General features: G+C 69.7%; 26 protein-coding genes and 1 tRNA gene. 24 read left to right on the top strand and 3 right to left on the bottom strand.

Annotated elements, in window-relative coordinates:
• The first annotated feature begins 134 nt into the window (after positions 1-134).
• The 13 genes from lepA to ACFVR6_RS03945 all read left to right on the top strand — a co-directional run bounded on the left by lepA (position 135) and on the right by ACFVR6_RS03945 (position 12415).
• Positions 135-1985 (top strand): translation elongation factor 4, encoded by a 1851-nt coding sequence (gene lepA, locus ACFVR6_RS04005; RefSeq protein ID WP_386959073.1) that lies wholly within the window; start codon positions 135-137, stop codon positions 1983-1985.
• Between the two features lie 42 nt (positions 1986-2027).
• A complete protein-coding gene (locus ACFVR6_RS04000) occupies positions 2028-2678 on the top strand; it encodes a DUF1990 family protein (RefSeq protein WP_386959071.1) in 651 nt (216 codons plus the stop codon).
• Entirely contained in the window at positions 2678-3895 is a 1218-nt protein-coding gene (gene hemW, locus ACFVR6_RS03995; RefSeq protein ID WP_386959069.1) for a radical SAM family heme chaperone HemW, read from the top strand. Before ACFVR6_RS04000 ends, hemW begins: the two co-directional genes overlap by 1 nt.
• 68 nt (positions 3896-3963) lie before the next feature.
• A complete protein-coding gene (gene hrcA / locus ACFVR6_RS03990) occupies positions 3964-5001 on the top strand; it encodes a heat-inducible transcriptional repressor HrcA (protein ID WP_386959067.1) in 1038 nt (345 codons plus the stop codon).
• A 39-nt stretch (positions 5002-5040) separates the two neighbouring features.
• Positions 5041-6156, top strand: coding sequence for a molecular chaperone DnaJ (gene dnaJ, locus ACFVR6_RS03985; protein WP_386959065.1), 1116 nt, complete (start codon positions 5041-5043; stop codon positions 6154-6156).
• 3 nt (positions 6157-6159) lie between these two features.
• Entirely contained in the window at positions 6160-6894 is a 735-nt protein-coding gene (locus tag ACFVR6_RS03980; protein ID WP_386959063.1) for a 16S rRNA (uracil(1498)-N(3))-methyltransferase, read from the top strand.
• Positions 6895-6947: 53 nt separating this feature from the next.
• Complete coding sequence (locus ACFVR6_RS03975; protein ID WP_386959061.1) at positions 6948-7295, top strand: histidine triad nucleotide-binding protein; 348 nt, start codon at positions 6948-6950, stop codon at positions 7293-7295.
• Between the two features lie 58 nt (positions 7296-7353).
• On the top strand, positions 7354-8379 hold the full coding sequence (locus ACFVR6_RS03970) for a PhoH family protein (protein ID WP_386960236.1): 1026 nt from the start codon (positions 7354-7356) through the stop codon (positions 8377-8379).
• Entirely contained in the window at positions 8376-8846 is a 471-nt protein-coding gene (gene ybeY, locus ACFVR6_RS03965) for an rRNA maturation RNase YbeY (protein WP_386959059.1), read from the top strand. Before ACFVR6_RS03970 ends, ybeY begins: the two co-directional genes overlap by 4 nt.
• Positions 8843-10162 carry a hemolysin family protein gene (locus ACFVR6_RS03960; RefSeq protein ID WP_386959057.1) on the top strand — a complete coding sequence of 440 codons (1320 nt, stop codon included), beginning with the start codon at positions 8843-8845 and terminating at the stop codon, positions 10160-10162. Before ybeY ends, ACFVR6_RS03960 begins: the two co-directional genes overlap by 4 nt.
• 88 nt (positions 10163-10250) lie before the next feature.
• Entirely contained in the window at positions 10251-11225 is a 975-nt protein-coding gene (gene bsh / locus ACFVR6_RS03955) for a choloylglycine hydrolase (protein WP_386959055.1), read from the top strand.
• Positions 11226-11234: 9 nt separating this feature from the next.
• Positions 11235-12134, top strand: a complete 900-nt coding sequence (gene era, locus ACFVR6_RS03950; RefSeq protein ID WP_386960233.1) for a GTPase Era — start codon at positions 11235-11237, stop codon at positions 12132-12134.
• On the top strand, positions 12134-12415 hold the full coding sequence (locus ACFVR6_RS03945; protein WP_386959054.1) for a zinc-binding dehydrogenase: 282 nt from the start codon (positions 12134-12136) through the stop codon (positions 12413-12415). Before era ends, ACFVR6_RS03945 begins: the two co-directional genes overlap by 1 nt.
• A 39-nt stretch (positions 12416-12454) precedes the next feature.
• Here ACFVR6_RS03945 and ACFVR6_RS03940 read toward each other — a convergent pair whose 3' ends face one another.
• Positions 12455-12946 carry a hypothetical protein gene (locus tag ACFVR6_RS03940; protein WP_386959052.1) on the bottom strand — a complete coding sequence of 164 codons (492 nt, stop codon included), beginning with the start codon at positions 12944-12946 and terminating at the stop codon, positions 12455-12457.
• A 385-nt stretch (positions 12947-13331) separates the two neighbouring features.
• Between ACFVR6_RS03940 and leuA the strand changes: the two genes are divergently transcribed.
• The gene (gene leuA, locus ACFVR6_RS03935) at positions 13332-15098 is read left to right on the top strand and encodes a 2-isopropylmalate synthase (RefSeq protein ID WP_386959050.1); all 1767 of its coding nucleotides are present in this window, start codon (positions 13332-13334) and stop codon (positions 15096-15098) included.
• An 87-nt stretch (positions 15099-15185) separates the two neighbouring features.
• On the opposite strand, the gene ACFVR6_RS03930 is transcribed toward leuA, so the two are convergent.
• Positions 15186-15914 (bottom strand): trimeric intracellular cation channel family protein, encoded by a 729-nt coding sequence (locus tag ACFVR6_RS03930; RefSeq protein WP_386960230.1) that lies wholly within the window; start codon positions 15912-15914, stop codon positions 15186-15188.
• 82 nt (positions 15915-15996) lie between these two features.
• Here ACFVR6_RS03930 and recO point away from each other — a divergent pair, with 82 nt between their 5' ends.
• The 3 genes from recO to ACFVR6_RS03915 are packed head-to-tail and all read left to right on the top strand — an operon-like array spanning position 15997 to position 18273.
• The gene (recO, locus tag ACFVR6_RS03925) at positions 15997-16749 is read left to right on the top strand and encodes a DNA repair protein RecO (RefSeq protein ID WP_386959048.1); all 753 of its coding nucleotides are present in this window, start codon (positions 15997-15999) and stop codon (positions 16747-16749) included.
• Positions 16746-17549, top strand: coding sequence for an isoprenyl transferase (locus tag ACFVR6_RS03920; protein WP_386959046.1), 804 nt, complete (start codon positions 16746-16748; stop codon positions 17547-17549). Before recO ends, ACFVR6_RS03920 begins: the two co-directional genes overlap by 4 nt.
• Positions 17550-17592: 43 nt before the next feature.
• Positions 17593-18273, top strand: a complete 681-nt coding sequence (locus ACFVR6_RS03915; RefSeq protein ID WP_386959044.1) for a DsbA family oxidoreductase — start codon at positions 17593-17595, stop codon at positions 18271-18273.
• A 6-nt stretch (positions 18274-18279) separates the two neighbouring features.
• On the opposite strand, the gene ACFVR6_RS03910 is transcribed toward ACFVR6_RS03915, so the two are convergent.
• Positions 18280-18783 carry a glutathione peroxidase gene (locus tag ACFVR6_RS03910; protein WP_386959042.1) on the bottom strand — a complete coding sequence of 168 codons (504 nt, stop codon included), beginning with the start codon at positions 18781-18783 and terminating at the stop codon, positions 18280-18282.
• Positions 18784-18846: 63 nt separating this feature from the next.
• Here ACFVR6_RS03910 and dusB point away from each other — a divergent pair, with 63 nt between their 5' ends.
• The 7 genes from dusB to ACFVR6_RS03875 all read left to right on the top strand — a co-directional run bounded on the left by dusB (position 18847) and on the right by ACFVR6_RS03875 (position 25148).
• Complete coding sequence (dusB, locus tag ACFVR6_RS03905; RefSeq protein ID WP_386959040.1) at positions 18847-20010, top strand: tRNA dihydrouridine synthase DusB; 1164 nt, start codon at positions 18847-18849, stop codon at positions 20008-20010.
• Positions 20003-21373, top strand: a complete 1371-nt coding sequence (locus ACFVR6_RS03900) for a deoxyguanosinetriphosphate triphosphohydrolase (protein ID WP_386959038.1) — start codon at positions 20003-20005, stop codon at positions 21371-21373. The genes dusB and ACFVR6_RS03900 overlap by 8 nt, the downstream gene beginning before the upstream one ends.
• The gene (dnaG, locus tag ACFVR6_RS03895; RefSeq protein WP_386959036.1) at positions 21373-23253 is read left to right on the top strand and encodes a DNA primase; all 1881 of its coding nucleotides are present in this window, start codon (positions 21373-21375) and stop codon (positions 23251-23253) included. The genes ACFVR6_RS03900 and dnaG overlap by 1 nt, the downstream gene beginning before the upstream one ends.
• Before the next feature lie 32 nt (positions 23254-23285).
• Complete coding sequence (locus ACFVR6_RS03890; protein WP_386959035.1) at positions 23286-24065, top strand: ATP-binding cassette domain-containing protein; 780 nt, start codon at positions 23286-23288, stop codon at positions 24063-24065.
• A 62-nt stretch (positions 24066-24127) separates the two neighbouring features.
• Positions 24128-24200, top strand: a tRNA-Asn gene (locus ACFVR6_RS03885).
• Between the two features lie 526 nt (positions 24201-24726).
• Positions 24727-24906 (top strand): hypothetical protein, encoded by a 180-nt coding sequence (locus ACFVR6_RS03880; protein ID WP_386959033.1) that lies wholly within the window; start codon positions 24727-24729, stop codon positions 24904-24906.
• On the top strand, positions 24903-25148 hold the full coding sequence (locus ACFVR6_RS03875; protein WP_386959031.1) for a hypothetical protein: 246 nt from the start codon (positions 24903-24905) through the stop codon (positions 25146-25148). Before ACFVR6_RS03880 ends, ACFVR6_RS03875 begins: the two co-directional genes overlap by 4 nt.
• Positions 25149-25170: the final 22 nt, after the last annotated feature.

The following is a 25170-nucleotide window of genomic DNA, read 5'->3' as shown; positions in this document are numbered from 1 at the left end:
GGTCAGATTGGTTAACTTCTTCTCACGAACGGATGGACGGCGTGTCGATGGCGCGCCTTCCCGACTTCCGCTAGGCCACGCCGCAGACGCGTACCGACAGGCGTTCGGCCGCACGCCGGTAGACTCGACGCGACATGTCACCCCGTGCCCTGAAGCCTCTTGCTCCCGCCGCTACGCCGCCCGAGCAGATCCGCAATTTCTGCATCATCGCCCACATCGACCACGGCAAGTCCACCCTGGCCGACCGCATGCTGCAGATCACCGGCGTCGTCTCCGACCGAGACATGCGCGCGCAGTACCTCGACCGCATGGACATCGAGCGCGAGCGCGGCATCACGATCAAGTCGCAGGCGGTGCGGATGCCGTGGGCCAGCGACGACCAGACCTTCGCGCTGAACATGATCGACACCCCCGGTCACGTCGACTTCACCTACGAGGTCAGCCGCTCCCTCGCCGCGTGCGAGGGCGCCGTCCTGCTCGTCGACGCCGCGCAGGGCATCGAGGCGCAGACGCTGGCGAACCTCTACCTCGCGCTCGAGAACGACCTGCACATCATCCCGGTGCTCAACAAGATCGACCTTCCCGCTGCCGACCCCGACAAGTTCGCCGCTGAACTCGCCGGTCTCATCGGCGGCCGCCCCGAGGACGTGCTGCGCGTCAGCGGCAAGACCGGCGTGGGCGTGGAGGAGCTGCTCGACCGCATCGCGCGCGACATCCCCGCCCCGCAGGGCGATCCCGACGCGCCGACCCGCGCCATGATCTTCGACTCGGTCTACGACGCGTACCGCGGCGTCGTCACCTACGTGCGCATGATCGACGGCAAGCTGGAGCCGCGCGAGCGCATCCAGATGATGTCCACGCGCGCGACGCACGAACTGCTGGAGATCGGCGTGTCCAGCCCCGAACCCGTGCCCTCGAAGGGTCTCGGCGTCGGCGAAGTGGGCTACCTCATCACGGGCGTGAAGGACGTGCGGCTGTCCAAGGTCGGCGACACAATCACGACCGCGCGCAAGCCGGCATCCGATCCGCTCCCCGGCTACACCGACCCCAAGCCCATGGTCTTCTCGGGGATCTACCCGATCGACGGCAGCGACTACGGCGACCTGCGTGAGGCACTGGACAAGCTCAAGCTCTCGGACGCGTCGCTGCAGTACGAGCCCGAGACCTCCGTCGCGCTCGGCTTCGGCTTCCGCTGCGGGTTCCTGGGCCTGCTGCACCTGGAGATCATCACCGAGCGTCTCTCGCGCGAGTTCGGACTGGACCTCATCACCACCGCCCCGTCCGTGCCGTACGAGGTCACCACCGACGCGGGGGAGACGGTCACCGTCACGAACCCGAGCGAGTACCCCGACGGCCGCGTGGCCGAGGTGTCCGAGCCGATCGTCAAGGTCGGCATCCTGCTGCCGAAGGACTTCGTCGGCACGGTGATGGAGCTGTGCCAGGGCCGCCGCGGCACCCTGCAGGGGATGGAGTACCTCAGTGAGGACCGCGTCGAGCTGCGCTACACGATGCCGCTCGGGGAGATCGTGTTCGACTTCTTCGACCACCTGAAGAGCCGCACGCAGGGCTACGCCAGCCTCGACTACGAGCCGGCCGGCTCGCAGACGGCCGACCTCGTGAAGGTCGACATCCTGCTGCAGGGCGAGGCGGTCGACGCGTTCAGCTCGATCGTGCACCGCGACAAGGCCTACGCGTACGGCCTGATGATGACCGAGCGGCTGCGCAAGCTCATCCCGCGCCAGCAGTTCGAGGTGCCCATCCAGGCTGCGATCGGCGCGCGCATCATCGCGCGCGAGAACATCCGCGCCATCCGCAAGGACGTGCTCGCCAAGTGCTACGGCGGCGACATCACCCGCAAGCGCAAGCTGCTCGAGAAGCAGAAGGAGGGCAAGAAGCGCATGAAGATGGTCGGTCGCGTCGAAGTCCCCCAGGAGGCGTTCATCGCCGCGCTGTCCGGCGATGTCGAGGGCAAGGAGAAGAAGTAACTGCACTCCGTCAACGAACACCCAGGAAGTAGGCTGGACGCCATGCGCCGCGGGACTTTCAGAGACGAGACGGTCGACTACGCCGCCGTCGGGGCGACGCAGGCGTCCGATCTGCTGCAGTACCCGCCCGAGCGCAGCATCCCCGCCGCGGAGGCCTGGCGCATCGGCAGCGGGGAAGCCCGCTTCCGCACCGCCGGCGACGCCCTGCTGTCGTGGGGCGCGCTGCGCGGTGCCGGCCTGCAGCTGACCGACGTGCGCCCGGCATCCGGCCCGATGTACTCCGGCGTCGCGTTCGACGCCGAGGGCAACGCCGTGGCGCCCAGCCGTCACGAGACCGAGCAGCGCTACGACGCCGAAGGCACCCCGTACGTCGGCGCCGGCACCACGGTGCACGTGCACGGGCGCGTCAAGGGACACCGCGCCGATGCCGAACTGCGCGTGATCTTCTGCGTGGAGGAGACTCGCCGCATCGGCTACGCACTCGGCACCGTCGGCGGCTCCGTCGTCAGCGGCGAAGAGTCGTTCATGATCGAGTGGCGCGACAACGACGAGGTGTGGTTCACGGTGCGGGCGTTCGACGCGCCCACCTCACCGCTGTACCGGCTGCTGCCCCCGCTCGTGCGCCGCCGTCGGCGCGAGCTCTTCCGCGGGTACCTGCGCGCCATCTCGCCGCTGTACACGACGTCGCCCTGATGGCCTCCGCCCTCCCCATCGGCGAGCCGGCACCCGCGGACGGCAGCCTGCCCGCCGACCTGACCATCGATCCCGCGGTGGATTTCGGCGTGTACCTGCACGTGCCGTTCTGCCGCGTGCGCTGCGGCTACTGCGATTTCAACACCTACACCTCGAGCGAACTCGAGGGTGCCCGCCAGGACCAGTACGCCGACACGCTGCTGCGCGAAGTGGCCCTCGCGCGCGGCGTGCTGGCCGACGTCGGCGCGCTGCGTCCGGCAACGACGGTGTTCTTCGGCGGCGGCACGCCGACCCTGCTGCCTGCGGGTGACCTCGGCCGCATGCTCGCGGGCATCCAGAGCACGTTCGGTCTCGTCCCCGGCGCCGAAGTGACGGTGGAGGCGAACCCCGACACCGTCACCGACGCGGTCGCCGCCGAGCTCGCCGCCTCCGGCGTCACGCGCCTGTCGATCGGCATGCAGTCGGCCGTGCCGCGCGTGCTCGCGGCTCTCGACCGCACGCACGACCCCGACAACGTCGCCACGGCCGTCGCATCGGCCCGTCGCGCCGGGCTCGACGTGAGCGTCGACCTCATCTACGGGGCGCCGGGGGAGACCCTCGACGACTGGCGGCAGTCGCTGCAGACCGCGGTGGCACTGGAGCCCGACCACATCTCCGCGTATGCCCTCATCATCGAAGAGGGCACGAAGCTGCACCGCCAGATCCGCCGCGGCGAGGTGCCGGCCCCCGACGACGACCTGCAGGCCGACATGTACGAGCTGGCGGACGGCACACTCGCCGCCGCCGGTTTCCACTGGTACGAGGTGTCGAACTGGGCGCGAGGCGACCATCACCGCTCCCGGCACAACCTCGCCTACTGGCGCGGCACCGACTGGTGGGGATTCGGGCCCGGCGCCCACAGCCACGTCGCGGGGCTCCGCTGGTGGAACGTCAAGCATCCCGCCGCGTACGCGCAGCGCGTGGGCTCCGGCCAGTCGCCCGCCGCCGGGCGTGAGCGACCGGATGCCGCGTCGCGCGAGCTCGAGGACGTGCTGCTGCGCTCGCGCATCCGCGACGGCATCGAGATCGCGGGGCTGTCCGACGACGGCCGCGCCACGGTGGCGGGTCTCATCGCCGACGGCCTCGTCGAGGGCGCCGCGGCGCTGCGTGGCCGTATCGTGCTGACCCTGCGCGGACGTCTGCTGGCCGACGCTGTGGTCCGCGCCCTCACCTCGTGACGCGGCGGTCGGCCGTCCGCGATAGAATTGGCACTCACGGATGACGAGTGCCAACAGAGGGGAGTGACATGGTCAGCGAACGTGGACTGCAGGTACTGCGAGCCATCGTGCAGGACTATGTCGACACCCACGAGCCCGTCGGCAGCAAGGCCATCGTCGAGCGACACGCCTTCGGAGTGTCGGCCGCGACGATCCGCAACGACATGGCGCTGCTCGAGGACGAAGAACTCATCGTCGCCCCGCACACGTCATCGGGGCGCGTCCCCACCGACAAGGGCTACCGCGTCTTCGTCGACCACCTCGCGCAACTGCGCCCCCTGACGCCGGCCCAGCGCTCCGCCATCGCGTCGTTCCTCGACGGCTCGGGCGACCTCGACGACCTGCTCTCGCGCACGGTGCGCGCCCTGACCCAGCTCACCGGACAGGTCGCGATCGTGCAGTACCCCTCGTTCTCGCGAGCCAACGTCACCCACCTCGAGCTCGTCGATCTCGGCTCCGGCCGCATCATCGTCATCGTCGTGACCGACATCGGCCGCGTCTCGCAGCGCATCGCGATGGTGCCGCCCGACCTCGGCGAAGAGGGCATGACCCGCGTGCGTGCGCGCCTGGCGAGCATGCTCACAGGCAGCAGCGTGCAGAGCGGCGCGCAGGCGATCGCCGATCTGCTGGCGGCTCCGACGCAGCCGGGCAGCTTCGACGCCGCGGTGCGCTCGATCGCCGCCGTCGTCGCCGAAGAGCTGGAGGAGTTCCGCCAGGACCGCATGGTGCTCGCCGGCAGCGCCACCCTCGCGCGGCGCGAACAGGACTTCCGCGGCAGTATCTCGCCGCTCCTGGAGGCCATCGAGGAGCAGGTGACCCTCCTCAAGCTCATGACCGAGATGGTGCCCGACGACCAGGGGCTGGCGGCGAGCATCGGGCGCGAGAACGAGCCGTTCGGGCTCGCCGAGGCATCCGTCATCACCGGCGACTACGACGCGACCGGGTCCCGCGCCCGGGTCGGGCTGCTCGGTCCCACTCGCATGGACTACCCGACGAACCTGGCGGCCGTCCGCGCCGTCGCGCACTACCTCAGTCGGATGCTCGAAGAAGACGAGAGCTCCCGCTGACGATTCCTACGCCGCCACCGCGCGGCACGAAAGGCGAATGTGGCTGACCACTACGACGTTCTCGGTGTGTCGCGCGATGCGACCCCCGAGGAGATCAAGAAGGCGTACCGACGTCTGGCACGTCAACTGCACCCCGACGTCAACCCCGGGGAAGAGGCGTCCGAGCGATTCAAGCTCGTCACGCACGCCTACGACGTGCTGAGCGACCCCGACCAGCGCGCGCGGTACGACATGGGCGGCGACAGCGCCTTCGGTGGCGGCGGCGGCAACTTCAGCAACTTCGGAGACATCTTCGAGACCTTCTTCGGCGCCGCCGGCGGCGGCGGCCCACGCGGCGGCCGTCCGCGGTCGCGTCGCGAGCGGGGTCAGGACGCCCTGGTGCGGGTGACCCTCGAACTCGGCGACGTCGTCTTCGGAGTGCACCGCGACATCGAGGTCGACACCGCCGTGCTGTGCGAGACGTGCGACGGCTCGTGCTGCCAGCCGGGCACCCAGCCCGCGACCTGCGACATCTGCCATGGCACCGGGCACGTGCAGCGCACGGTGCGCAGCCTCCTCGGCAACGTCGTCACCTCGCAGCCCTGCAACGTGTGCCAGGGCTACGGCACGACCATCCCGTTCCCCTGCACCACGTGCCAGGGTCAGGGCCGGGTGCGCGCCCGCCGCACGGTCTCCCTCGACATCCCCGCCGGTGTCGAGACGGGGCTGCGCCTCCAGCTGCCCGGATCCGGCGAGGTCGGCCCCGCCGGCGGCCCCAACGGCGACCTCTACATCGAGGTGACCGTGTCGGCGCACGAGGTCTTCAGCCGCGACGGCGACGACCTGCTGGCCACCCTCGAGGTGTCCATGCCCGATGCCATCCTCGGCACCTCGACCACCATCGAGTCCCTCGACGGCCCCGTCGACCTCGAGGTGCGCCCGGGCGTGCAGTCCGGCGACGTGCTCACGATCAAGGGCCGGGGCATCACGCCGCTGCGCGGTTCGCAGCGCGGTGACCTGCGCGTCGGCGTCCACGTCGTCACCCCGACGCGTCTGGACGCGAAGGAACGCGCCCTCATCGAGGACTTCGCCAAGAAGACCAAAGCGCCGGGGCCGCGGCTGGCCGAGTTCCACCAGGGCCTCTTCTCCAAGCTGCGCGACCGCTTCCGCGGCTGAGCCATGGCACTGCACTTCGTCGACGACGCCGCCGGGTCCGCCCGTCCCGGTGATCTCGTGACCCTCACCGGGGCGGAAGCACACCACGCCGCCGCGGTGCGGCGGGTGCGGGTCGGCGAGGCGGTGACGCTCGGCGACGGCCGCGGGACCTGGCTGAGCGGTGTGTGCGCCTCGGTCGCCCCGCGTGAAGTCGTCGTCGAGGTGACCGAACGGCGCGATGACCCCGCGCCGTCGCGCCGCGTGGCACTCGTGCAGGCTCTGGCCAAGGGCGACCGGGACGAGCTCGCGGTGCAGGCGGCCACCGAGCTCGGTGTCGACGAGGTCGTGCCGTGGCAGGCTGCGCGCAGCGTCTCGCGGTGGGATGCCGCGAAGGCCGAGAAGGGCCGCGCCCGCTGGGCGACGATCGCCCGCGAAGCCGGCAAGCAGGCCCATCGCTCGTGGCTGCCGGAGGTCACCGGCGTCGTCTCGACGCGGGACCTGGTGCAGCGCGCCCGGACGGCGCACCTGCTGGTGCTCGAGCCCACGGCATCCATCGCCCTCACCACGCTCGACCTCCACGGCGACGACCGCGACGTGCTGCTGGTCGTCGGCCCCGAAGGCGGCATCTCGGCGGAAGAGCTGCAGCAGCTGGATGCCGCGGGCGCGACCCTCGTGCGCCTGGGCGACACCGTGCTGCGCACCTCCACCGCCGGACCCGCCGCGCTGGCGCTGGTCAATACGGCGCTCGGCCGCTGGTGACCCGCTCCACGCGCACCCGGGGCCGGAACACCACGGCTCGGTAGACTGGAGCAATGACCGAACCGAGCGTGTTCACGCGCATCCTCAACGGCGAGATCCCCTCGGAGATCATCGCCGAGACCGAGCACGCGTTCGCGATCCGCGACATCGCGCCGCAGGCACCCGTGCATCTTCTCGTGATCCCCAAGACACAGGAGTACCGCAACGTGGCCGAGCTCGCCGCGGGAGACCCCGCGCTGCTCGCCGAGCTCGTCGGCCTGGCCTCGAGCCTGGCCGCCGAGCACGGCGACGGCGACTTCCGCCTGGTGTTCAACACCGGCCCGGATGCCGGACAGACCGTCTTCCATGTGCACGCGCATGTGCTCGCCGGTGGACTGCAGGAATCGAGTGTCGGTGGCTGACGCGCAGGACACCCCCGCAGACGGCGCCGTCGAGCGCATCTGGGCCGACGGCGTGGCGATGGTGCAGCTGCTCGGCCCGCAGGACCGGCTGCTGCGCGTCGTGGAGCGCGAGCACCCCGACGTCGACGTGCACGTGCGCGGCAACGAGATCACGCTGTCGGGCGAGGCCACCGCGGTGGCCGCTGCCCGCGCGCTCGTGGACGAGCTCATCGCCATGACCCGTGCCGGCCAGGGTCTGGACCCGGTCGATGTGACCAGTTCCAACCGCATGCTGCGCGATGAGGGCCTGCGGCCCTCCGAGGTGATGGGCGAGGCGATCCTGTCGTCGCGCGGCAAGATCATCCGCCCCAAGACCGCCGGGCAGAAGGCCTACGTCGATGCGATCGACGAGAACACGATCGTCTTCGGCATCGGTCCCGCCGGTACCGGTAAGACCTACCTCGCCATGGCGAAGGCCGTGCAGGCGCTGCAGCGCAAAGAGGTCAACCGCATCATCCTGACCCGGCCCGCCGTCGAGGCGGGGGAGCGGCTGGGGTTCCTCCCCGGTTCGCTGACCGACAAGATCGACCCCTACCTGCGGCCGCTCTACGACGCGCTCAACGAGATGCTCGATCCCGAACTCGTGCCCAAGCTGATGGCCAGCGGCACGATCGAGGTCGCCCCGCTGGCGTACATGCGCGGGCGCACCCTCAACGACTCGTTCGTGGTGCTCGACGAGGCGCAGAACACCACGCCCGAGCAGATGAAGATGTTCCTCACCCGGCTCGGCTTCGGCACCCGCATGGTCGTCACAGGCGACATCACCCAGGTCGACCTGCCGCAGGGCACCTCGGGGCTGCGACTGGTCACCCGCGTGCTCAACGACATCGACGACATCCACTTCGCCCGGCTCACGAGCGACGACGTCGTGCGCCACACGCTGGTGGGGCGCATCGTCGACGCGTACACCGAGTACGACGAGCAGCGCCTGGCACACCGCCGTGAGCGCGACGAGGCATCCGAATTCGCCAACCGCGTCGACCGCCGGGGTGGACACCGCCCGGCCGGCCCGCGGGACCACCTGCCCAAGCGAGGACACTCATGACCATCGAGATCAGCAACGAATCGGGAGTGCCCGTCGACGAGACCGTGCTGCTGCGGCTCATGGAGCACAACCTCGCCGAGCTCCACGTCAGCCCCGACGCGGATGTCGCGATCCTGCTGGTCGACGAAGGCGCCATGGAGGCGCTGCACGTGCAGTGGATGGACGAGCCCGGACCCACTGACGTGCTGAGCTTCCCCATGGACGAACTCCGCCCCGGCACCGAGGACATGCCGACGCCCCCGGGGCTGCTCGGCGACATCGTGCTGTGCCCGCAGGTCGCCGAGGCCCAGGCGCTGGCCGCGCACCACTCCACGCTGGATGAGCTGGTGCTGCTGACCACGCACGGCCTGCTGCACCTGCTCGGGTTCGACCACGCCGAGCCCGAAGAGGAGCGCGAGATGTTCGGCCTGCAGAAGCAGCTGATCCTCGACTTCGCGGCCTCCGAGCGACGCCGCCCCCGCGCATGACAGAGATCCTCCTCCTCATCGCCGCGGTGCTCCTCGTCGCGCTCGGTGGACTGATGGCCGCGCTCGACGCGGCCCTGGCCGTCACGGGCCGCGCCGGTCTGGCCGAGCTCGCCTCGACGTCGCGCTCGCCCGCGGCGCTGCGCAAGATCGCCGACGACCCCGAAGCCCACGGCAACGCCGTCGTCTTCATCCGCATCCTCGCCGAGACGACGGCCGCCGTGCTCGTCACCGCAGCCTTCATGCTGGCGTTCGACAACATCTGGTGGGCCATGCTGGCGGCCGCGCTCCTGATGACCGTGGTCTCCTTCGTGCTGGTCGGTGCGAGCCCACGTTCCGCGGGTCGGCAGCACGCCGCCGGGCTGCTGCGCACCGCCGCCCCCATCGTGCGCGGCGCCCGCATCGTGCTCGGCCCGCTGGCGCACCTGCTGGTGATCCTCGGCAACCGGTTCACCCCGGGCGTCTCCCGCAACGCCTCGTTCGCCTCGGAGGAGCAGCTGCTGAGCATGGTCGACGAGGCCGCCTCGCAGGACCTCATCGAGGAGGACGACCGCGACCTCATCCACTCCGTGTTCGACTTCACCGACACGTTCGTCCGCGCCGTGATGGTGCCGCGCACCGACATGGTGTCGGTGGATGCCGCCGCGACGACCGACGAGGCGATGTCGCTGTTCCTCGACCGCGGCGTCTCGCGTCTGCCTGTCGTCGACGACGACGCCGACGACGTCGTGGGAGTGCTCTACCTGAAGGACCTCGTGCAGTTCGCCTTCCGCGACGAGAGCGCGTGGCGCAACGTCTCGGTGAGCACCATCGCCCGCAAGGCGGTGTTCGTGCCGGAGTCGATGAAGGCCGAGACCCTGTTGCAGCAGATGAAGCGCGATGCGGTGCACGTGTGCCTGGTCGTCGATGAATACGGCGGCGTGTCGGGCCTGGTGACCCTCGAGGACCTCATCGAAGAGCTGGTGGGGGAGATCTCCGACGAGTACGACGCTCGCGCAGCAGAGGTCGTGGACCTCGGCGACGGTCGCTACCGCGTGAGCGCACGCCTCGGACTCGACGAAGTCGGCGAGCTGTTCGGGCTCGAGCTCGAAGACGACGAGGTCGACTCGATCGGCGGCCTCCTCGGCAAGGCGCTGGGCCGGGTGCCGATGCCGGGAGCGACCGCACAGACCCACGGACTCGAGATCACCGGCGGTGCCTCCCGCGGACGCGGGCGGGGTCTTGCCACGGTCTTCGTCGAGCGCAGCGAGGCCTTCGATGCGGCGGAGGAGGCGTTCTCGCGCGCTCCCCGCACGGGTGAGATCACACGCCCCTCCTGAGCCGCCCACCCTCTGGCGGTCGGCCTGACGCCCACCTAATGTTGCCCGTACCGGATCAGCCGGACAACGCGACATCGGAGGTCGTCATATGTGCACAGGCGCGAACTACACCACGCGGGATCACTATTTCGGACGGAATCTCGACCTCGAGTTCTCGTACCACGAGACCGTCACCATCACCCCCCGGAATTTCCCTTTCGAGTTCCGCAAGGAGCAGACGCTCGCCACGCACCACGCGATCATCGGCATGGCCACTATTGCCGACGGCTACCCGCTGTACTACGACGCGACCAACGAAAAGGGTCTCAGCATGGCGGGGCTCAACTTCCCCGAGAACGCCGACTACAAGCCTGAGTCCCAGGACAAGAAGAACATCACGCCGTTCGAGTTCATCCCCTGGATCCTCGGTCAGTTCGAAACAGTCGAACAGGTCAAGGCGGAACTGGCCACGCTGAGCCTCGTGAACATCTCCTTCAGCGAGTCCTTCCCGCTCTCCCCGCTGCACTGGATCATCTCCGACAGGAACCGATCCATCACGGTCGAGAGCGTCAAGGAAGGGCTCAAGGTCTACGACAACCCCGTCGGCGTGCTCACCAACAATCCCACCTTCGACATCCAGTTGTTCAATCTGAACAACTACATGCACCTGTCGAAGAATCCGCCCGAGAAGAACTTCTCGGACGGCCTGGACTTCGATGTCTACAGCCGCGGCATGGGTGCCATCGGCCTTCCCGGAGACCTGTCGTCGGCCTCGCGTTTCGTCAAGGCGGCATTCACGAAGCTGAACTCGCTGTCGGGGGACTCCGAATCGGAATCGATCAGCCAGTTCTTCCAGATCCTCGGATCCGTCGCGCAGCAGCGCGGCCTGGTGCAGGTGGAGCCGGGCAAGTTCGAGATCACGATCTACTCGTCGTGCTGCAACACCGACAAGGGGATCTACTACTACACGACCTACGAGAACAGCCAGGTCACGGGCGTCGACATGCACAAGGAGGATCTCGACGCAACTACACTGGTGGATTACCCCCTGATCAAGGGGCAGCAGATCCATATGCAGAATTGAGAGCTTCACATCGACGAGAACGTCCAGCGCTCCGGCTTCGTCACCTTCGTGGGACGCCCCAACGTGGGCAAGTCGACGCTCACCAACGCCCTTGTCGGCGAGAAGGTCGCGATCACCAGCGACAAGCCGCAGACGACGCGGCGCGCGATCCGCGGCATCCTGAACCGTCCAGGCGGTCAGCTCGTGATCGTCGACACCCCCGGCATCCATCGCCCGCGCACCCTGCTCGGTGAGCGTCTCAACGACCTCGTCGAGCAGGTGCTCGGCGACGTCGACGTCATCGCGTTCTGCGTGCCCGCCACGGAGAAGGTCGGCCCCGGTGACCGCCGCATCGCGGAGTCGCTGTCGAACTACCCCCGCGCCAAGAAGGTGGCGCTCGTCACCAAGACGGACGCCGGCAGCCGCGAGCAGATCACCGAGCGTCTGATCGAGGTCGACGCACTGCGCGAGGACTGGCATGCCGTCATCCCGCTCTCCGCGGTCACCCACGAGCAGCTCGACGTGCTCGCCGACGAGCTGCTCTCGCTCATGCCGAAGGGCCCGGCGCTCTATGAAGAGGGCGTCGTCACCGACGAGTCGCTCGAGGACCGCATCGCCGAGATCATCCGCGAAGCGGCCCTCGAGGGCGTGCGCGACGAGCTGCCGCACTCCATTGCGGTGACCGTCGACGACATCGCCCGCCGCGAAGACAGCGATCTCACCGACATCTTCGCGAGCGTCGTCGTGGAGCGCGACAGCCAGAAGGCCATCATCATCGGTCACCGCGGCTCGCGGCTGGCCGACGTGGGGGCGCGGGCGCGCGCGCAGATCGAGCCGCTCGTGGGCACGCGCGTGTTCCTGAAGCTGCACGTGCGCGTGGCCAAAGAGTGGCAGCGCGACCCGAAGCAGCTGGGCCGCCTCGGGTTCTGATGGCCCTGCGCGTGTCGCTCGAGGTGGTCGCCGATCCGTCGCGCAGCGTGACCGTCGCCGCGACCGACACGGCCGAGCGCCTCGGCATCCGTCGCATCGCCGGCGGCATGCGCGCGAGCGCCGCCTACCGTGACAGTGTGCGGGCCGAACTCATCGCCCTCGCCGGGGCAGGAGAGCTCGAGGTGCCGATCGCGGGCGTCTTCCCGCTCGAGCGACTGCACGACGCCTTGCGCGTTCTGATGACGGGCCACCCCGGCGGCAAGCTGGCCCTCGCTCCCTGACCGGACCCCGGTGCGCTGATCCCGACGCAGCGCCGAGGTTCAGTCCGCGGGGCGCAGGGCCGATCGGATATAGACCACGCCCTCGCCGAACTCGGCGTCGGCGGCATCCTGCAGCGTGCCGTCGTCCCAGACGACGTGCACCTCCACCCGATCGGGGTCGATGTGCGTCGAGATGGTTCGGGTTCCGATGCGGTCGACGATCTGCTCCCAGACGTCGGTCAGTCGCTTGCGCTCGGCGTCGTCGGTGACGGTGACCTCGGGCGCCGGGTCCGGGTGAGCCGCAGGCGACGGGGTCTGCGTCACGGCGATCCGCTCGCCGTCGTATGTCCCCTGCACCGTGTAATCGCCCCACATGGCATCCAACGCCCCCGCGCCGCCGATCCCGTCCCAGCTCCACCCCTCGAGCGGTGTCCCGCTGCACTGCGGCGGAGCGGACTCGGCCACGGCCCCCAGGCAGATCACCACCACCCCGTTGGCGTCGAGCACGGTCCCCTCCGCGACGACCTCACCCTCGGGCGGTTCGGGCCACACCGCGCCCAGCGGCGCGGCCGTGGTGTCGGGCGTCGCGGGATCCGGCGATGGAGACGCGGAGGATGACGCAGGGTCCGGGCCGGCGGTACCGGAAGTCTCAGGCGCGCACGCTGTGCCGACCGCGACGGAAGTCACGAGGATGCCGACGACGCTAAGCAATCTGCTGGGTTTCGGTCGGGTCATCACCCGAGCCTCGGGGCGATCTGGTCCGCGCGGCACCAGCGACACGGCATCCTGCTAACATCGACCCATGCGCGTTGGCACGCTTCTCCTTCTTAGCTGCCGCGGCGAGTCCTCGTTCTAGGGCCCTTCTCGCCGCGGAGCTCGTCGTCGGCCCGCATCATCTGAGAAACCGCCGTCCGCGGCGAGAGAAGAAGCCCTCATCATGGACAACACCCAGAAGCCCTCCGGTATGCCGATCCACAAGTACCGGCCCTACCACCAGCAGCTGCAGGTCGATCTGCCCGACCGCACCTGGCCCGACGCCCGCATCACGACCGCGCCGCGCTGGTGCGCCGTGGACCTCCGCGACGGCAATCAGGCGCTCATCGACCCGATGAGCCCCGAACGCAAGCGCATCATGTTCGAGCTCCTCGTCGGCATGGGCTACAAGGAGATCGAGGTCGGATTCCCCTCGGCGAGCCAGACCGACTTCGACTTCGTGCGCCAGCTGATCGAAGAGGACCTCATCCCCGAGGACGTCACGATCCAGGTGCTGACCCAGGCGCGCGAGCACCTCATCGAGCGCACCTATGAGTCCATCGCCGGCGCGAAGCGCGCGATCGTGCACCTGTACAACTCCACGAGCGTGCTACAGCGCGAGGTCGTGTTCCGCACCGACAAGCAGGGTGTCATCGACATCGCCCTCGAGGGTGCGCGCCTGTGCCGCGAGTTCGAGAAGCGCATCCCCGAGACCCAGGTCTTCTACGAGTACTCGCCGGAGAGCTACACCGGCACGGAGCTCGAGTTCGCCGTGGACATCTGCAACCAGGTCATCGAGGTCTTCGAGCCGACCCCCGAGCGCAAGGTCATCATCAACCTCCCGGCGACGGTGGAGATGGCCAGCCCCAACGTCTACGCCGACTCGATCGAATGGATGAGCCGTCACCTCGCGCACCGCGAGAACGTCATCCTGTCGCTGCACCCGCACAACGACCGTGGCACGGCCATCGCGGCGGCGGAGCTCGGCTACATGGCCGGTGCCGATCGCATCGAGGGATGCCTGTTCGGCAACGGTGAGCGCACCGGCAACGTCGACCTCGTCGCCCTCGGCATCAACATGCTGACGCAGGGCATCGACCCGCAGATCGACTTCAGCGACATCGACCAGATCAAGCGCACCGCGGAGTACTGCAACCAGCTGCCGGTGCCCGAGCGCAGCCCGTGGGCGGGCGACCTCGTGTTCACCGCGTTCAGCGGGTCGCACCAGGACGCCATCAAGAAGGGCTTCGAGGCGATGGAAGCCCGCGCCGCGGCATCCGGGGTCTCGGTCGACGAGATCGAGTGGGCCGTGCCCTACCTGCCGATCGACCCGAAAGATCTCGGCCGGTCGTACGAGGCGGTCATCCGCGTGAACTCCCAGTCCGGCAAGGGCGGCGTCGCGTACCTGCTGCGCTCGGACCACTCGCTGGACCTGCCCCGCAAGCTCCAGATCGAGTTCTCCGGCGTCGTGCAGGCCAAGACGGATGCCGAGGGCGGCGAAGTTACCAGCGACCAGATCTGGGAGATCTTCACCGACGAGTACCTGCCTTCTTCGGCCGATGAGGCCAAGTGGGGCCGGTTCGAGCTGCTCGGCACCCGCACCCAGAGCGACCTGTCCGGCGAGGTGACCCTCGAGGTGGCGCTGCGCGACGGGGACGAGCGTGAGGACGTCGCGGGAGTCGGCAACGGCCCGATCGCGGCGTTCCTGTCGATCCTGCACGCCCGCGGCTTCGACATCTCGCTGTACGACTACGTCGAGCACACCCTCAGCGCCGGCGGCGACGCTCAGGCGGCCGCCTACGTCGAGCTGCAGGTCGACGGCGAGCGGCTGTGGGGTGTCGGGATCGACGGCGACATCTCGACCGCGAGCCTCAAGGCCGTCGTCTCCTGCGTGAACCGCGCCATCCGCGCCCGCACCCAGACCCCCGAGCCCGAGCTGACCGCCGTCTAGCCCACCGGGTCCCCACCGATCGGTGAGACGACAGCCGGCGGCCGAGACAACGGGTACTACCCACTGTCTCGGCCGCCGGTTGTCGTTTCAGTGGCGAGGGCGAGGGCGGGGGCGACGCGGCGACGGGCGCAGGCGGAAGCGGCGCGGCGGGTCGGGCTTGATCGTCGGGATCGCGGCGGTCTCCACGGCCACCTTGCGCCGATGGAGGCGCCTCTGCTCCGGCAGGGAGATGTCGAAGATCACCGCCAGCAGCCGGATGACCGTCGTCACGATCACGCCGGTGACCGCAGCCGCCGCCAGCGGGATGCCGAAAGCGTGCAGCCCCGCGAGCACCACGCAGCCGGCAGCGGCGGCGACGGCGTAGAGCGACCCGACGTGCATGATGGCGACCGGCAGCCCCATGATGACGTCGCGCAGGATGCCGCCTCCCACCGCCGCGCACACGCCGATGAACACTGCGGGCACCGGCGGCAGCCCGTAGGCGATCGCCTTGCTCGTGCCGAAGGCGCCGAACAGGCCGATGACGACCGCGTCCAGCGCGATGATCACGCTGTTCAGACGCTGGAAGATGCCCGCCAGCAGCATGCCCACCAGCGACGCGGCGATCGCGGTGAGCAGATACCAGTTGCTCTGCAGGGTCGCCAGCGGCGCGTTCAGCAGCAGATCGCGGATGAGACCACCGCCCATCCCCATGAGGATGCCGATGATGGCGACACCGAGGAAGTCCAGCCGGCGACCGGTGAACCCCGACGCGAACAGCGCCCCCTGGACACCGCCGAGGCCGACGGCGAGCAGATCCGCCCACAGCGGGATCATGAAGGTCGATTCATCCACCTGATCATTGTGTCTGGCCACGCACTGCGACGCGACAGCGCCGTCATCGGTCGATAATGGACAGGTGCCCACCTATCGCGACGAAGTCGTGGTCCTGCGCACCCACAAGCTGGGTGAAGCCGACCGCATCGTCACGATGCTGAGCCGGCGCCACGGCAAGCTCCGCGCCGTCGCGAAGGGCGTGCGCCGCACCTCGTCGCGGTTCGGGGCGCGGCTCGAGCCGTTCATGGTGGCCGATGTCCAGCTCTACCAGGGCCGTTCCCTCGACATCGTGCAGCAGGCGGAGTCGCTGGGCACCTACGGCGCCGAGATCGCCGCGGACTACGACCGCTACACGGCCGCCAGCGCGATGGTCGAGACCGCCGATCGCCTCAACGAGTCCGAGACCACACCGCAGCAGTACCTGCTGCTGGTCGGCGGCCTGCGCGCGCTCTCGCGCGGCGAGCACGCGTCACGGGCGGTCCTGGATTCGTACCTGCTGCGCGTCATGGCCCTCTCCGGCTGGGCGCCGGGACTGTACGAGTGCGCGCGGTGCGCGGCGGCCGGCCCCCACGAGTGGTTCGTCGCCCAGCTGGGCGGCATGGTGTGCGGTTCGTGCGCGCCGGCCGGATCGGCACGGGTGCATCCCGAGACCGGCGTGCAGTTGCGCGCGCTCATCGCGGGGGAGTGGGATGTGGTGGATGCCGCGACCCCCGCATCCTCCGGCGCGGCGTCGGGCCTCGTGGCCGCCTACGCCCAGTGGCATCTGGAGCGCGGCATCCGCTCGCTCTCGCACGTGTCGACCACGCAGTCGCCCCGACCGGAAAGCTCCCGATGACCCCCAAGCCCTACACGCATCGTGACGCCGTGCCCTACCGCCCGCTGGACTGGACGGGGCTGCAGCCGCCGGCTTTCCCCCAGGGCTCCGTGCCGGGGCACGTCGCGATCGTCATGGACGGCAACGGGCGCTGGGCCAATCGCCGCGGGCTCACGCGCATCGAGGGTCACAAGGCGGGCGAGGAAGTGCTGCTCGACGTCGTGGCGGGAGCGATCCAGGCCGGGGTGAAGCACCTCTCGGTGTACGCATTCTCCACCGAGAACTGGGCACGCTCACCCGAGGAAGTGCGCTTCCTCATGGGCTACAACCGCGACGTGCTGCACCGCCGCCGCGACCAGCTCAACGAGTGGGGCGTCCGGGTGCGGTGGGCCGGCCGCAAGCCCCGCCTGTGGGGGTCGGTCATCAAGGAGCTGCAGTACGCCGAGAAGCTGACCGCGGGCAACGACGTGCTCACCCTCACCATGTGCGTCAACTACGGCGGACGCGTCGAGATCGTCGACGCGGTGCGCGCCATCGCCGATGACGTCGCCGCCAAGCGGATCAAGCCGTCCGCCGTGTCGGAGAAGCTCATCCGTCGTCACCTCTACGTGCCCGACATGCCCGACGTCGACCTGTTCCTGCGCTCCAGCGGCGAGCAGCGCACCTCGAACTTCCTGCTGTGGGAGTCGGCGTACGCCGAGATGGTGTTCCTCGACACGCTCTGGCCCGACTTCAGCCGCGCCGAGCTGTGGCGCGCGATCGGCATCTACCTGGACCGCGAGCGCCGGTTCGGCGGCGCGATCGACGCCCCGACTGTATGACCGCGCGGGAATAGATGCGTCGGGTCCGGGCGTTGTGCCGGATATGACGGATGCCATCAAGATCGACGTATGGAGCGACATCGCCTGCCCGTGGTGCTACATCGGCAAGCGAAACCTGGAGAACGGGTTGGCCGCGGCATCCGCCGATGACGATGCACCCCAGGTCGAGGTGACCTACCACTCGTACGAGCTCTCACCCGACACCCCCGTGGACTTCGAGGGCGACGAGCTGCAGTTCCTCGCCGACCACAAGGGGATGCCGCGCGAACAGGTTCAGCAGATGCTGGAGCGCGTGACGGCTGTCGCCGCCGAGGCGGGGCTGGAGTACCGGTTCGACCTGCTCAAGCACACCAACACCGTCAAGGCCCACGAACTGCTGCACGTCGCCAAAGCCGCCGGGCGACAGCACGAGATGGCCGAGCGCCTGATGGCCGCCTACTTCACCGAGGGCCGCCACGTCGGCCGTGTCGAGAACCTCGTCGATCTCGCAGCGGAGGTCGGCCTCGACCGCGATGCCGTGCGGGAGGCGCTCGAGTCCGAGCGTCACCTCCCCGACGTCCGCGCGGACCAGCAGCAGGCGCAGGCCTACGGCATCACCGGGGTGCCGTTCTTCGTCATCGACGGCAAGTACGGCGTGAGCGGCGCTCAGCCCGCGGAGGCGTTCGCGCAGATCGCCCGTCAGGTGTGGGCGGAGCGTCAGGACGCGGTTCCCACCGCGTCCTGAGCCGGCTCAGCGCGGCAGCGCCGCTTCGATCGCCTCGATCACCTCGGGGGCGTCGGGCTTGGTCTGCGGACGGAACCGGTGCACGGTGCCGTCGGTGGTGACGAGGAACTTCTCGAAGTTCCACATGACCGGTCCGCGGGCGCCCTCGGGGTTCTTCGCCCGCTTGAGCGCCTTGTACAGGGGCGCAGCGTGACGGCCGTTGACGTGCACCTTCTCCTCGACGGGGAAGGTGACGCCCCACGTGGTGGAGCAGTACTCGAGGATCTCCTCCATCGAGCCCGGCTCCTGACCCATGAACTGGTTGCTGGGGAAGCCGACGACCGTCAGCCCCCGCTCGCCGTACGTGCGCTGGAGCTGTTCGAGCTGCTCGTACTGCGGTGCCAGCCCGCACTTGGAGGCGACGTTGACGACGAGGAACGGCCCCTCGCCGAGGTCGGCCAGCGTCTTCTCCTCGCCCTCGGCGGTGCGGAACGGGATCTCACGGATGTCCTGCGTCTGCTCATCGGCCATGTTGTCCACGATAGGGCGGCGGCATCACCTTCGGTACGCCTCGAGTCTGGGAGAATGGACAGGATGTCTTCCACCGTCGCACCCGCACCCGCGCTGCGCATCGGGCCGATCGCGCTCGATGCGCCGGTCGTGCTCGCGCCCATGGCGGGAATCACCAACACCGCGTTCCGTCGGCTGTGCCGCGAGTACGGTGCCGGTCTCTATGTCAGCGAGATGATCACGACCCGCGCCCTCGTCGAGCGCAACGCCACGACGCTGCGTCTCATCCGCCACCACGAGTCCGAGACGCCGCGGTCGATCCAGCTCTACGGCGTGGACCCCGCCACCGTCGAGGCCGCCGTGCGCATCCTCGTCGAGGAGGACCACGCCGACCACATCGACCTCAACTTCGGCTGCCCGGTGCCGAAGGTCACGCGCAAGGGCGGGGGAGCGGCGCTGCCCTGGAAGCTCGACCTCTTCCGCGACATCGTCACCCGCGCGGCACGCGCGGCCGGCGACATCCCGTTGACGGTCAAGATGCGCAAGGGCATCGACACCGACCACCTGACCTACCTCGATGCGGGGCGCATTGCCGAGGACGCCGGCGTCGCCGCGGTCGCCCTCCACGCCCGCACCGCGGCGGAGTTCTACTCCGGCCAGGCCGACTGGTCGGCCATCGCCCAGCTGAAGGAGGCCGTCACGAGCATCCCCGTGCTCGGCAACGGCGACATCTGGTCGGCCGACGACGCCGTGCGCATGATGTCCGAGACCGGCTGCGACGGTGTTGTGGTGGGCCGCGGCTGTCTCGGCCGCCCCTGGCTCTTCGGCGACCTCGCCGCCGCCTTCTCCGCGACCGGCCGGCGCGGCCCCACGGTCGACGCGACCCTCGGGTTCGTCGCGGCCGCGTTCCGCCGCCACGCCGAGCTGCTCGTGGAGTTCTTCGAAGACGAAGACCGCGGATGCCGCGACATCCGCAAGCACGTCGCCTGGTACTTCAAGGGCTATCCCGTGGGCGGCGACACGCGCGCGCGCTTCGCGACGGTGTCGAGCATCGCCGAGATCGACGAGCTCATCGCCACCCTCGACCTCGACGCGCCCTACCCGGGAGCCGCAGCGGAGGGCCAGCGCGGTCGCGCCGGCACCCCGAAGCGTCCTGCCCTGCCCGACGGCTGGCTCGCCTCGCGCGATCTCGCCCCCGAGGCATCCTCTGTCCTCGCCGAAGCGGAGCTCGACCACAGTGGTGGCTGAGCAGGCGAGCGGGGTCGGGGTCGCGCCCGGACGGCCCGCGGGATACGACCACGAGGATGCCGCGCGACTGCATCCCGAGCAGCACCGTTCACAGCGCGACAGCTTCGCACGCGACCGCGCCCGGGTGCTGCACTCGGCGGCGCTGCGACGGCTGGCATCCAAGACCCAGGTGCTGAGCCCGGCGAGCCCCATCGACTTCGCGCGCAACCGCCTCACCCATTCGCTCGAGGTCGCGCAGGTCGGCCGGGAACTGGCGATCGCGCTGCAGCTGTCGCCGGACGTCGTCGACACCGCGTGCCTCAGCCACGACATCGGCCACCCGCCGTTCGGGCACAACGGCGAACGCGCGCTCAACGACTGGGCAGCGGACATCGGCGGGTTCGAGGGCAATGCGCAGACGCTGCGCATCCTGTCGCGGTTGGAGCCGAAGGTCATCGACGAGACGGGGCGGAGCTTCGGACTCAACCTCACGCGGGCGAGCCTGGATGCCACGTGCAAGTACCCCTGGACGGCCGACCAGCCGGTGCCCGACCCGGGCGGGCGGCTGAAGTTCGGGGTGTACCCCGAGGACGAAGAGGTGTTCCGCTGGATGCGCGCCGGCGCTCCGGGCCGCGTGCGCTGCATCGAGGCCGAGGTCATGGACCTCTCCGACGACATCGCCTACTCGGTGCACGACTTCGAAGACGCCGTGGTCAACGGCTACCTCGACCCGCGCCGGCTGGCGGACCCGCGCGAGCACGAGGCGATCCTCACCGCCATCCAGACCTGGGTCGGCTACGACTTCGCCCGTGACGAGCTGGACGATGCCCTCTTCCGCCTCATGCGGATGCCGGAGTGGATCACGTCGTTCGACGGCTCCCGCGCCGCCATGGCGGGGCTGAAGAACCTCACCTCCGACCTCATCGGCCGCTTCGCCCGCGCCGCCACGTCGGCCACGCGCGAGCATTACGAGACCCCCGTGCTCACCCGCTACCGCGGCCACGTCATCGTGCCGCGCGTGATCGAGGCCGAGATGGCCGTGCTCAAGGGCACGATCGGCGCGTTCGTCGTGTCGATCGAGGGGCGCAAGGGTCTCTACAAGGAGCAGCGGCGCCTCCTCAAGCGCCTCGCGACCGTGCTGTGGGAACGCCCCGAGCACCTCGACATGCTGCACGCCGAGGACTTCGCACGCGCCGACACGGATGCCGCGCGGCGCCGCGTCGTCGTCGACCAGGTGGCCAGCCTCACCGACCGCTTCGCGATCTCGTGGCACTCGCGACTCGTCGGCCAGGTGGACCTCTCGAGCCTGGGGATCTGGGCACCCGACTCACGCGTCACCGCTTCGCACGCGTTCGCGCTGCCGGAGCCCCTCGAGGGGCTCTGATGGCGGGACGCATCCGGCAGGCCGACGTCGACGAGGTCAAGGCCCGCACCAACATCGCGGACATCATCGGCGAGCGAGTGGCGCTCAAGCCCGCCGGCGTCGGGTCACTGAAGGGTCTGTGCCCCTTCCACGACGAACGCAGCCCGAGCTTCAACGTGCGCGCGCAGGCCGGTTTCTACCACTGCTTCGGCTGCGGGGAATCGGGAGACGTGTATACGTTCCTGCGGCAGATGGACCACGTGTCCTTCACCGAGGCCGTCGAGCGGCTCGCCGGCCGCCTCGGCTACGCGCTGCACTACGAAGACGGCGCCGCGGCGCCCGAGACCTCCGGGCGCGCGCGCCTGTACGCCGCGAATGCCGCCGCCGCCGAGTGGTTCCGCGCGCAGCTGTCGATCCCCGAAGCCGAGGCCGCCCGCAGCTTCCTGGGCGGACGCGGTTTCGACGCCGCAGCCGCCGCGCACTTCGGTGTCGGGTACGCGCCCAAGGGGTGGTCGAACCTGCGCGACGCGCTGAAGGCCAAGGGCTTCACCGACGACGAGATGGTCGCGGCAGGCCTGCTGTCGCAGGGTCAGCGCGGCGTCTACGACCGGTTCCGCGGTCGTCTCATCTGGCCCATCCGCGACGTCACCGGCCAGGTCATCGGGTTCGGTGCCCGCAAGCTCTACGACGACGACCAGGGCCCCAAATATCTCAACACCCCCGAGACGATCATCTACAAGAAGTCGCAGGTGCTGTACGGCCTCGACCTCGCCAAGCGCGATGTCTCTCGGCAGCATCGCGTCGTCGTCGTCGAGGGGTACACCGACGTCATGGCCTGCCACCTCGCCGGCGTCACCACCGCGATCGCCACGTGCGGCACGGCGTTCGGCTCCGAGCACATCACGGTGCTGCGCCGCGTGATGGGCGACAGCGACGTCTCGGGCGAAGTGGTCTTCACCTTCGACCCGGATGCCGCCGGTCAGAAGGCGGCACTGCGCGCGTTCTCCGAGGAGAAGCGGTTCGCGGCGCAGACCTACGTGGCCGTCGCCCCCGGCGGGCTCGACCCCTGCGACCTGCGGGTGCAGCGCGGTGACGGGGCCGTGCGCGCCCTGCTCGACGCGAAGGCTCCGATGTTCGAGTTCGTCATCGACCAGCGGCTCGCCGGCTACGACCTCGCCACCGTCGAAGGGCGCGTGGGTGCGCTGCGGGCCGCGGCCCCCATCGTCGCCGACATCCGCGACCCCGCGCTCCGCCCCGGCTACACCCGCGTGCTCGCCCGCAAACTCGGGCTGGAGCTCGGCGAGGTCAGCTCTGCGGTGGAGCGCGCCGCGCGCAGCAGCGGGTCGCGGCATCCGTCGGCTCCGGCCACTCCCGTCGCCCCCGCGTCCGCCGCGCCCGCCGGCGACGGCGCCGCCGCCGAGCCGGCTGCGCCGCGCGTGACACTGGCCTCGCTCCCGCGCACCGCCGATGTGGCGCTGGAGCGCGACGCGATCATGGGCGTGCTGCAGTACGGTCACGCGGTGGATGCCGCGGTGCTGGACCCTGCGCTGGCCCTGCCGTTCGAGCACCCGGCCCTGGAGGCCGTGCGCCGCGCCGTCGTGGAGCAGCCCGACCGCACCCGTATCGGGTGGTCCGGCGCGGCCGTCGAGGCCGTACGGGAGCCTTACCAGCAGCTGGCCGCGGAACTGCTCACCGCCGACTTCCCCGCGCGCACGGAGGCCGGTGCGATCGCCTCGACCGCCGACCTGGCGCGGCGGCTGCGACTGCGGGTGATCGAGCGGGAGAAGTCCGAGCTGCTGCGGCACATCCAGCGCGTCGCAGCCGACTCCGACGGCGGCCGCTCGGTGCGCCTGCGGCTGCGCGAACTCGACATGGAACGCGCCCGGCTCGCCGCCGAGTAGCCTGCACGCGGGCGACCAGGCAGGATGATGGGATGACGACGAGCGCCGATGCCGACATCTCCATCCGGTGCGACGACCTCTCGATCGCGCACGCCGGGTCTGCGGAGCGTGTGGTCGACGGAGTCACCTTCACCCTGCCGCGCGCGGGGACACTCGCGCTCATGGGTCCGACGGGCTCGGGAAAGTCCACGCTCGCCTCGGTGCTCGCCGGACGCGGGGGCACGGGCCTCAGCCTCGTCGGCGGCAGCGCCGTGGTCGAGGGTGTGCGCGTCGGAAAGCGCGGGCGCGCCCACCGCGTGCACACCTACGTCACCGGGTACCTGCCGCAGCGCGCCGGTGCCGACCTGCCGGCACGCATGACGGTCTCGGAGGTCGTGGGGGAGCCCATCACGAGCCGGGACCGGCGCGTCAACCAGCGCGCCCTCGAGGTGCGCGTCGCCGCACTCCTGGACGAGCTCCACCTTCCGCTCGGGGCGGCGCAGAAGTACCCGTACGAGCTCAGCGCCGGCATGCGTCAGCGCGTCGCCCTCGCGAAGGCTCTCGTGCTGCGACCGCGTCTGCTCGTCGCGGACGAGCCGTACGCCAACCTCGACGTCGAGGTGCGCCATGCCGCCCGCGACGCGATCCTGCGCCGCCGTCAGGAGTACGGCATGGCCGCGCTCATCGTGACCAACGACGCCGCCGCGGTCGACGAGCTCGAGGCGGATGTGCTCGTCCTGCGGGGCGGGCACGTCGTGGCGGCCGGCCACGGCACGAGCGATCTGCTGTGGACCCCGGGAGATGACGGGAACCAGAAACTCGTCGTGTCGTGAGTCACGAGCACCCTTTCAGGTTTGCTAGGATTGACGAGTTGCCCGCCGCAAGGTGGTCATGATCCTCGGTAGCTCAATTGGCAGAGCAATCGGCTGTTAACCGATAGGTTCTTGGTTCGAGTCCAAGCCGGGGAGCTTCTGGCCCTCACCCTCACGGGTGGGGGCCTTTTTCGTGTCCAGGGGCAGGGGCCGGCGGCGGTTGAACAGCGCGCCCGGGTCGACGCCGAAGAAGTCGGCGGCCGCGGAGATCTCGCTCGCGCTGAACTCGGCGCTGTACTTGTCGCTGAGTCGGCGGCTGAGTGCCATCTCGCTGAGGCCGAGGGCCGCGGCTAGCGCGCCCTGATTCACGTCTGCGTATCCGAGCTCGGCGCGGATGTTCGCTGCGACGAGGCGGTTCCCGTCCGAGCGGGGCGCGGGGTGAAGCGCTGCGAGGTTCGAGGTGTTGGACATGCGCAAAAGTGTAACGCATCCCGATACGTCCGCACCATAGAGCGATACAGAAATCACGTTAGACGTTACTCATCCACGCCTAACGTTGCACGGGTACTTGGACAATCTCACCTCTCGCGCTACCTTCTAACGCATGGCGATAGAAACTAACGCTGACGTGGCGCGACGGGTTCGCGGCATCGCAGCCGAGAAGCGAGTCCAGCAGATTGCGTTGAGCTCCGCTCTCCACCTGTCCCGCATGGCGATGTGGCGGCGGATCACAGGGGAGACGCCCCTCACGGGCGAGGAACTGATCACGCTGAGCAAGGTGCTGGACGTCCCGGTCGGGGCGTTCTTCTCGGAGTCCTCGGCGGCGTCGGTCGAGCTGGCATCCGCGGAGGTGGCGGCATGACCGCCCGCGTGCTGGCCGTGCTGGGCCTGCTGCTCCTCGGGTTCGACTGCGCCGACTTCGAGGTCACGGGCGTCGCGGTGCTCGGTGCGGTTTTCCTGGCCGCCGCCGCCTACCTCTTCGGCGTCTTCACGCACGAGTTCTGGTTCGAGGACGACCCGAACATGACTCCCGCCGGGGGCAATCCCCGAGCCGCGGCATCCCCCAGTGCCGCCGCGCCCCCGGCGGGCTCCCACGACCACTGATCACGCACAACGGAGTCGAGAC

The organism is Microbacterium sp. NPDC058021, assembly GCF_042885955.1.
Taxonomy (GTDB): domain Bacteria; phylum Actinomycetota; class Actinomycetes; order Actinomycetales; family Microbacteriaceae; genus Microbacterium.
The sequence above is the reverse complement of the archived record's forward strand: the minus strand, read 5'-3'. Positions and strand labels throughout refer to the sequence as shown.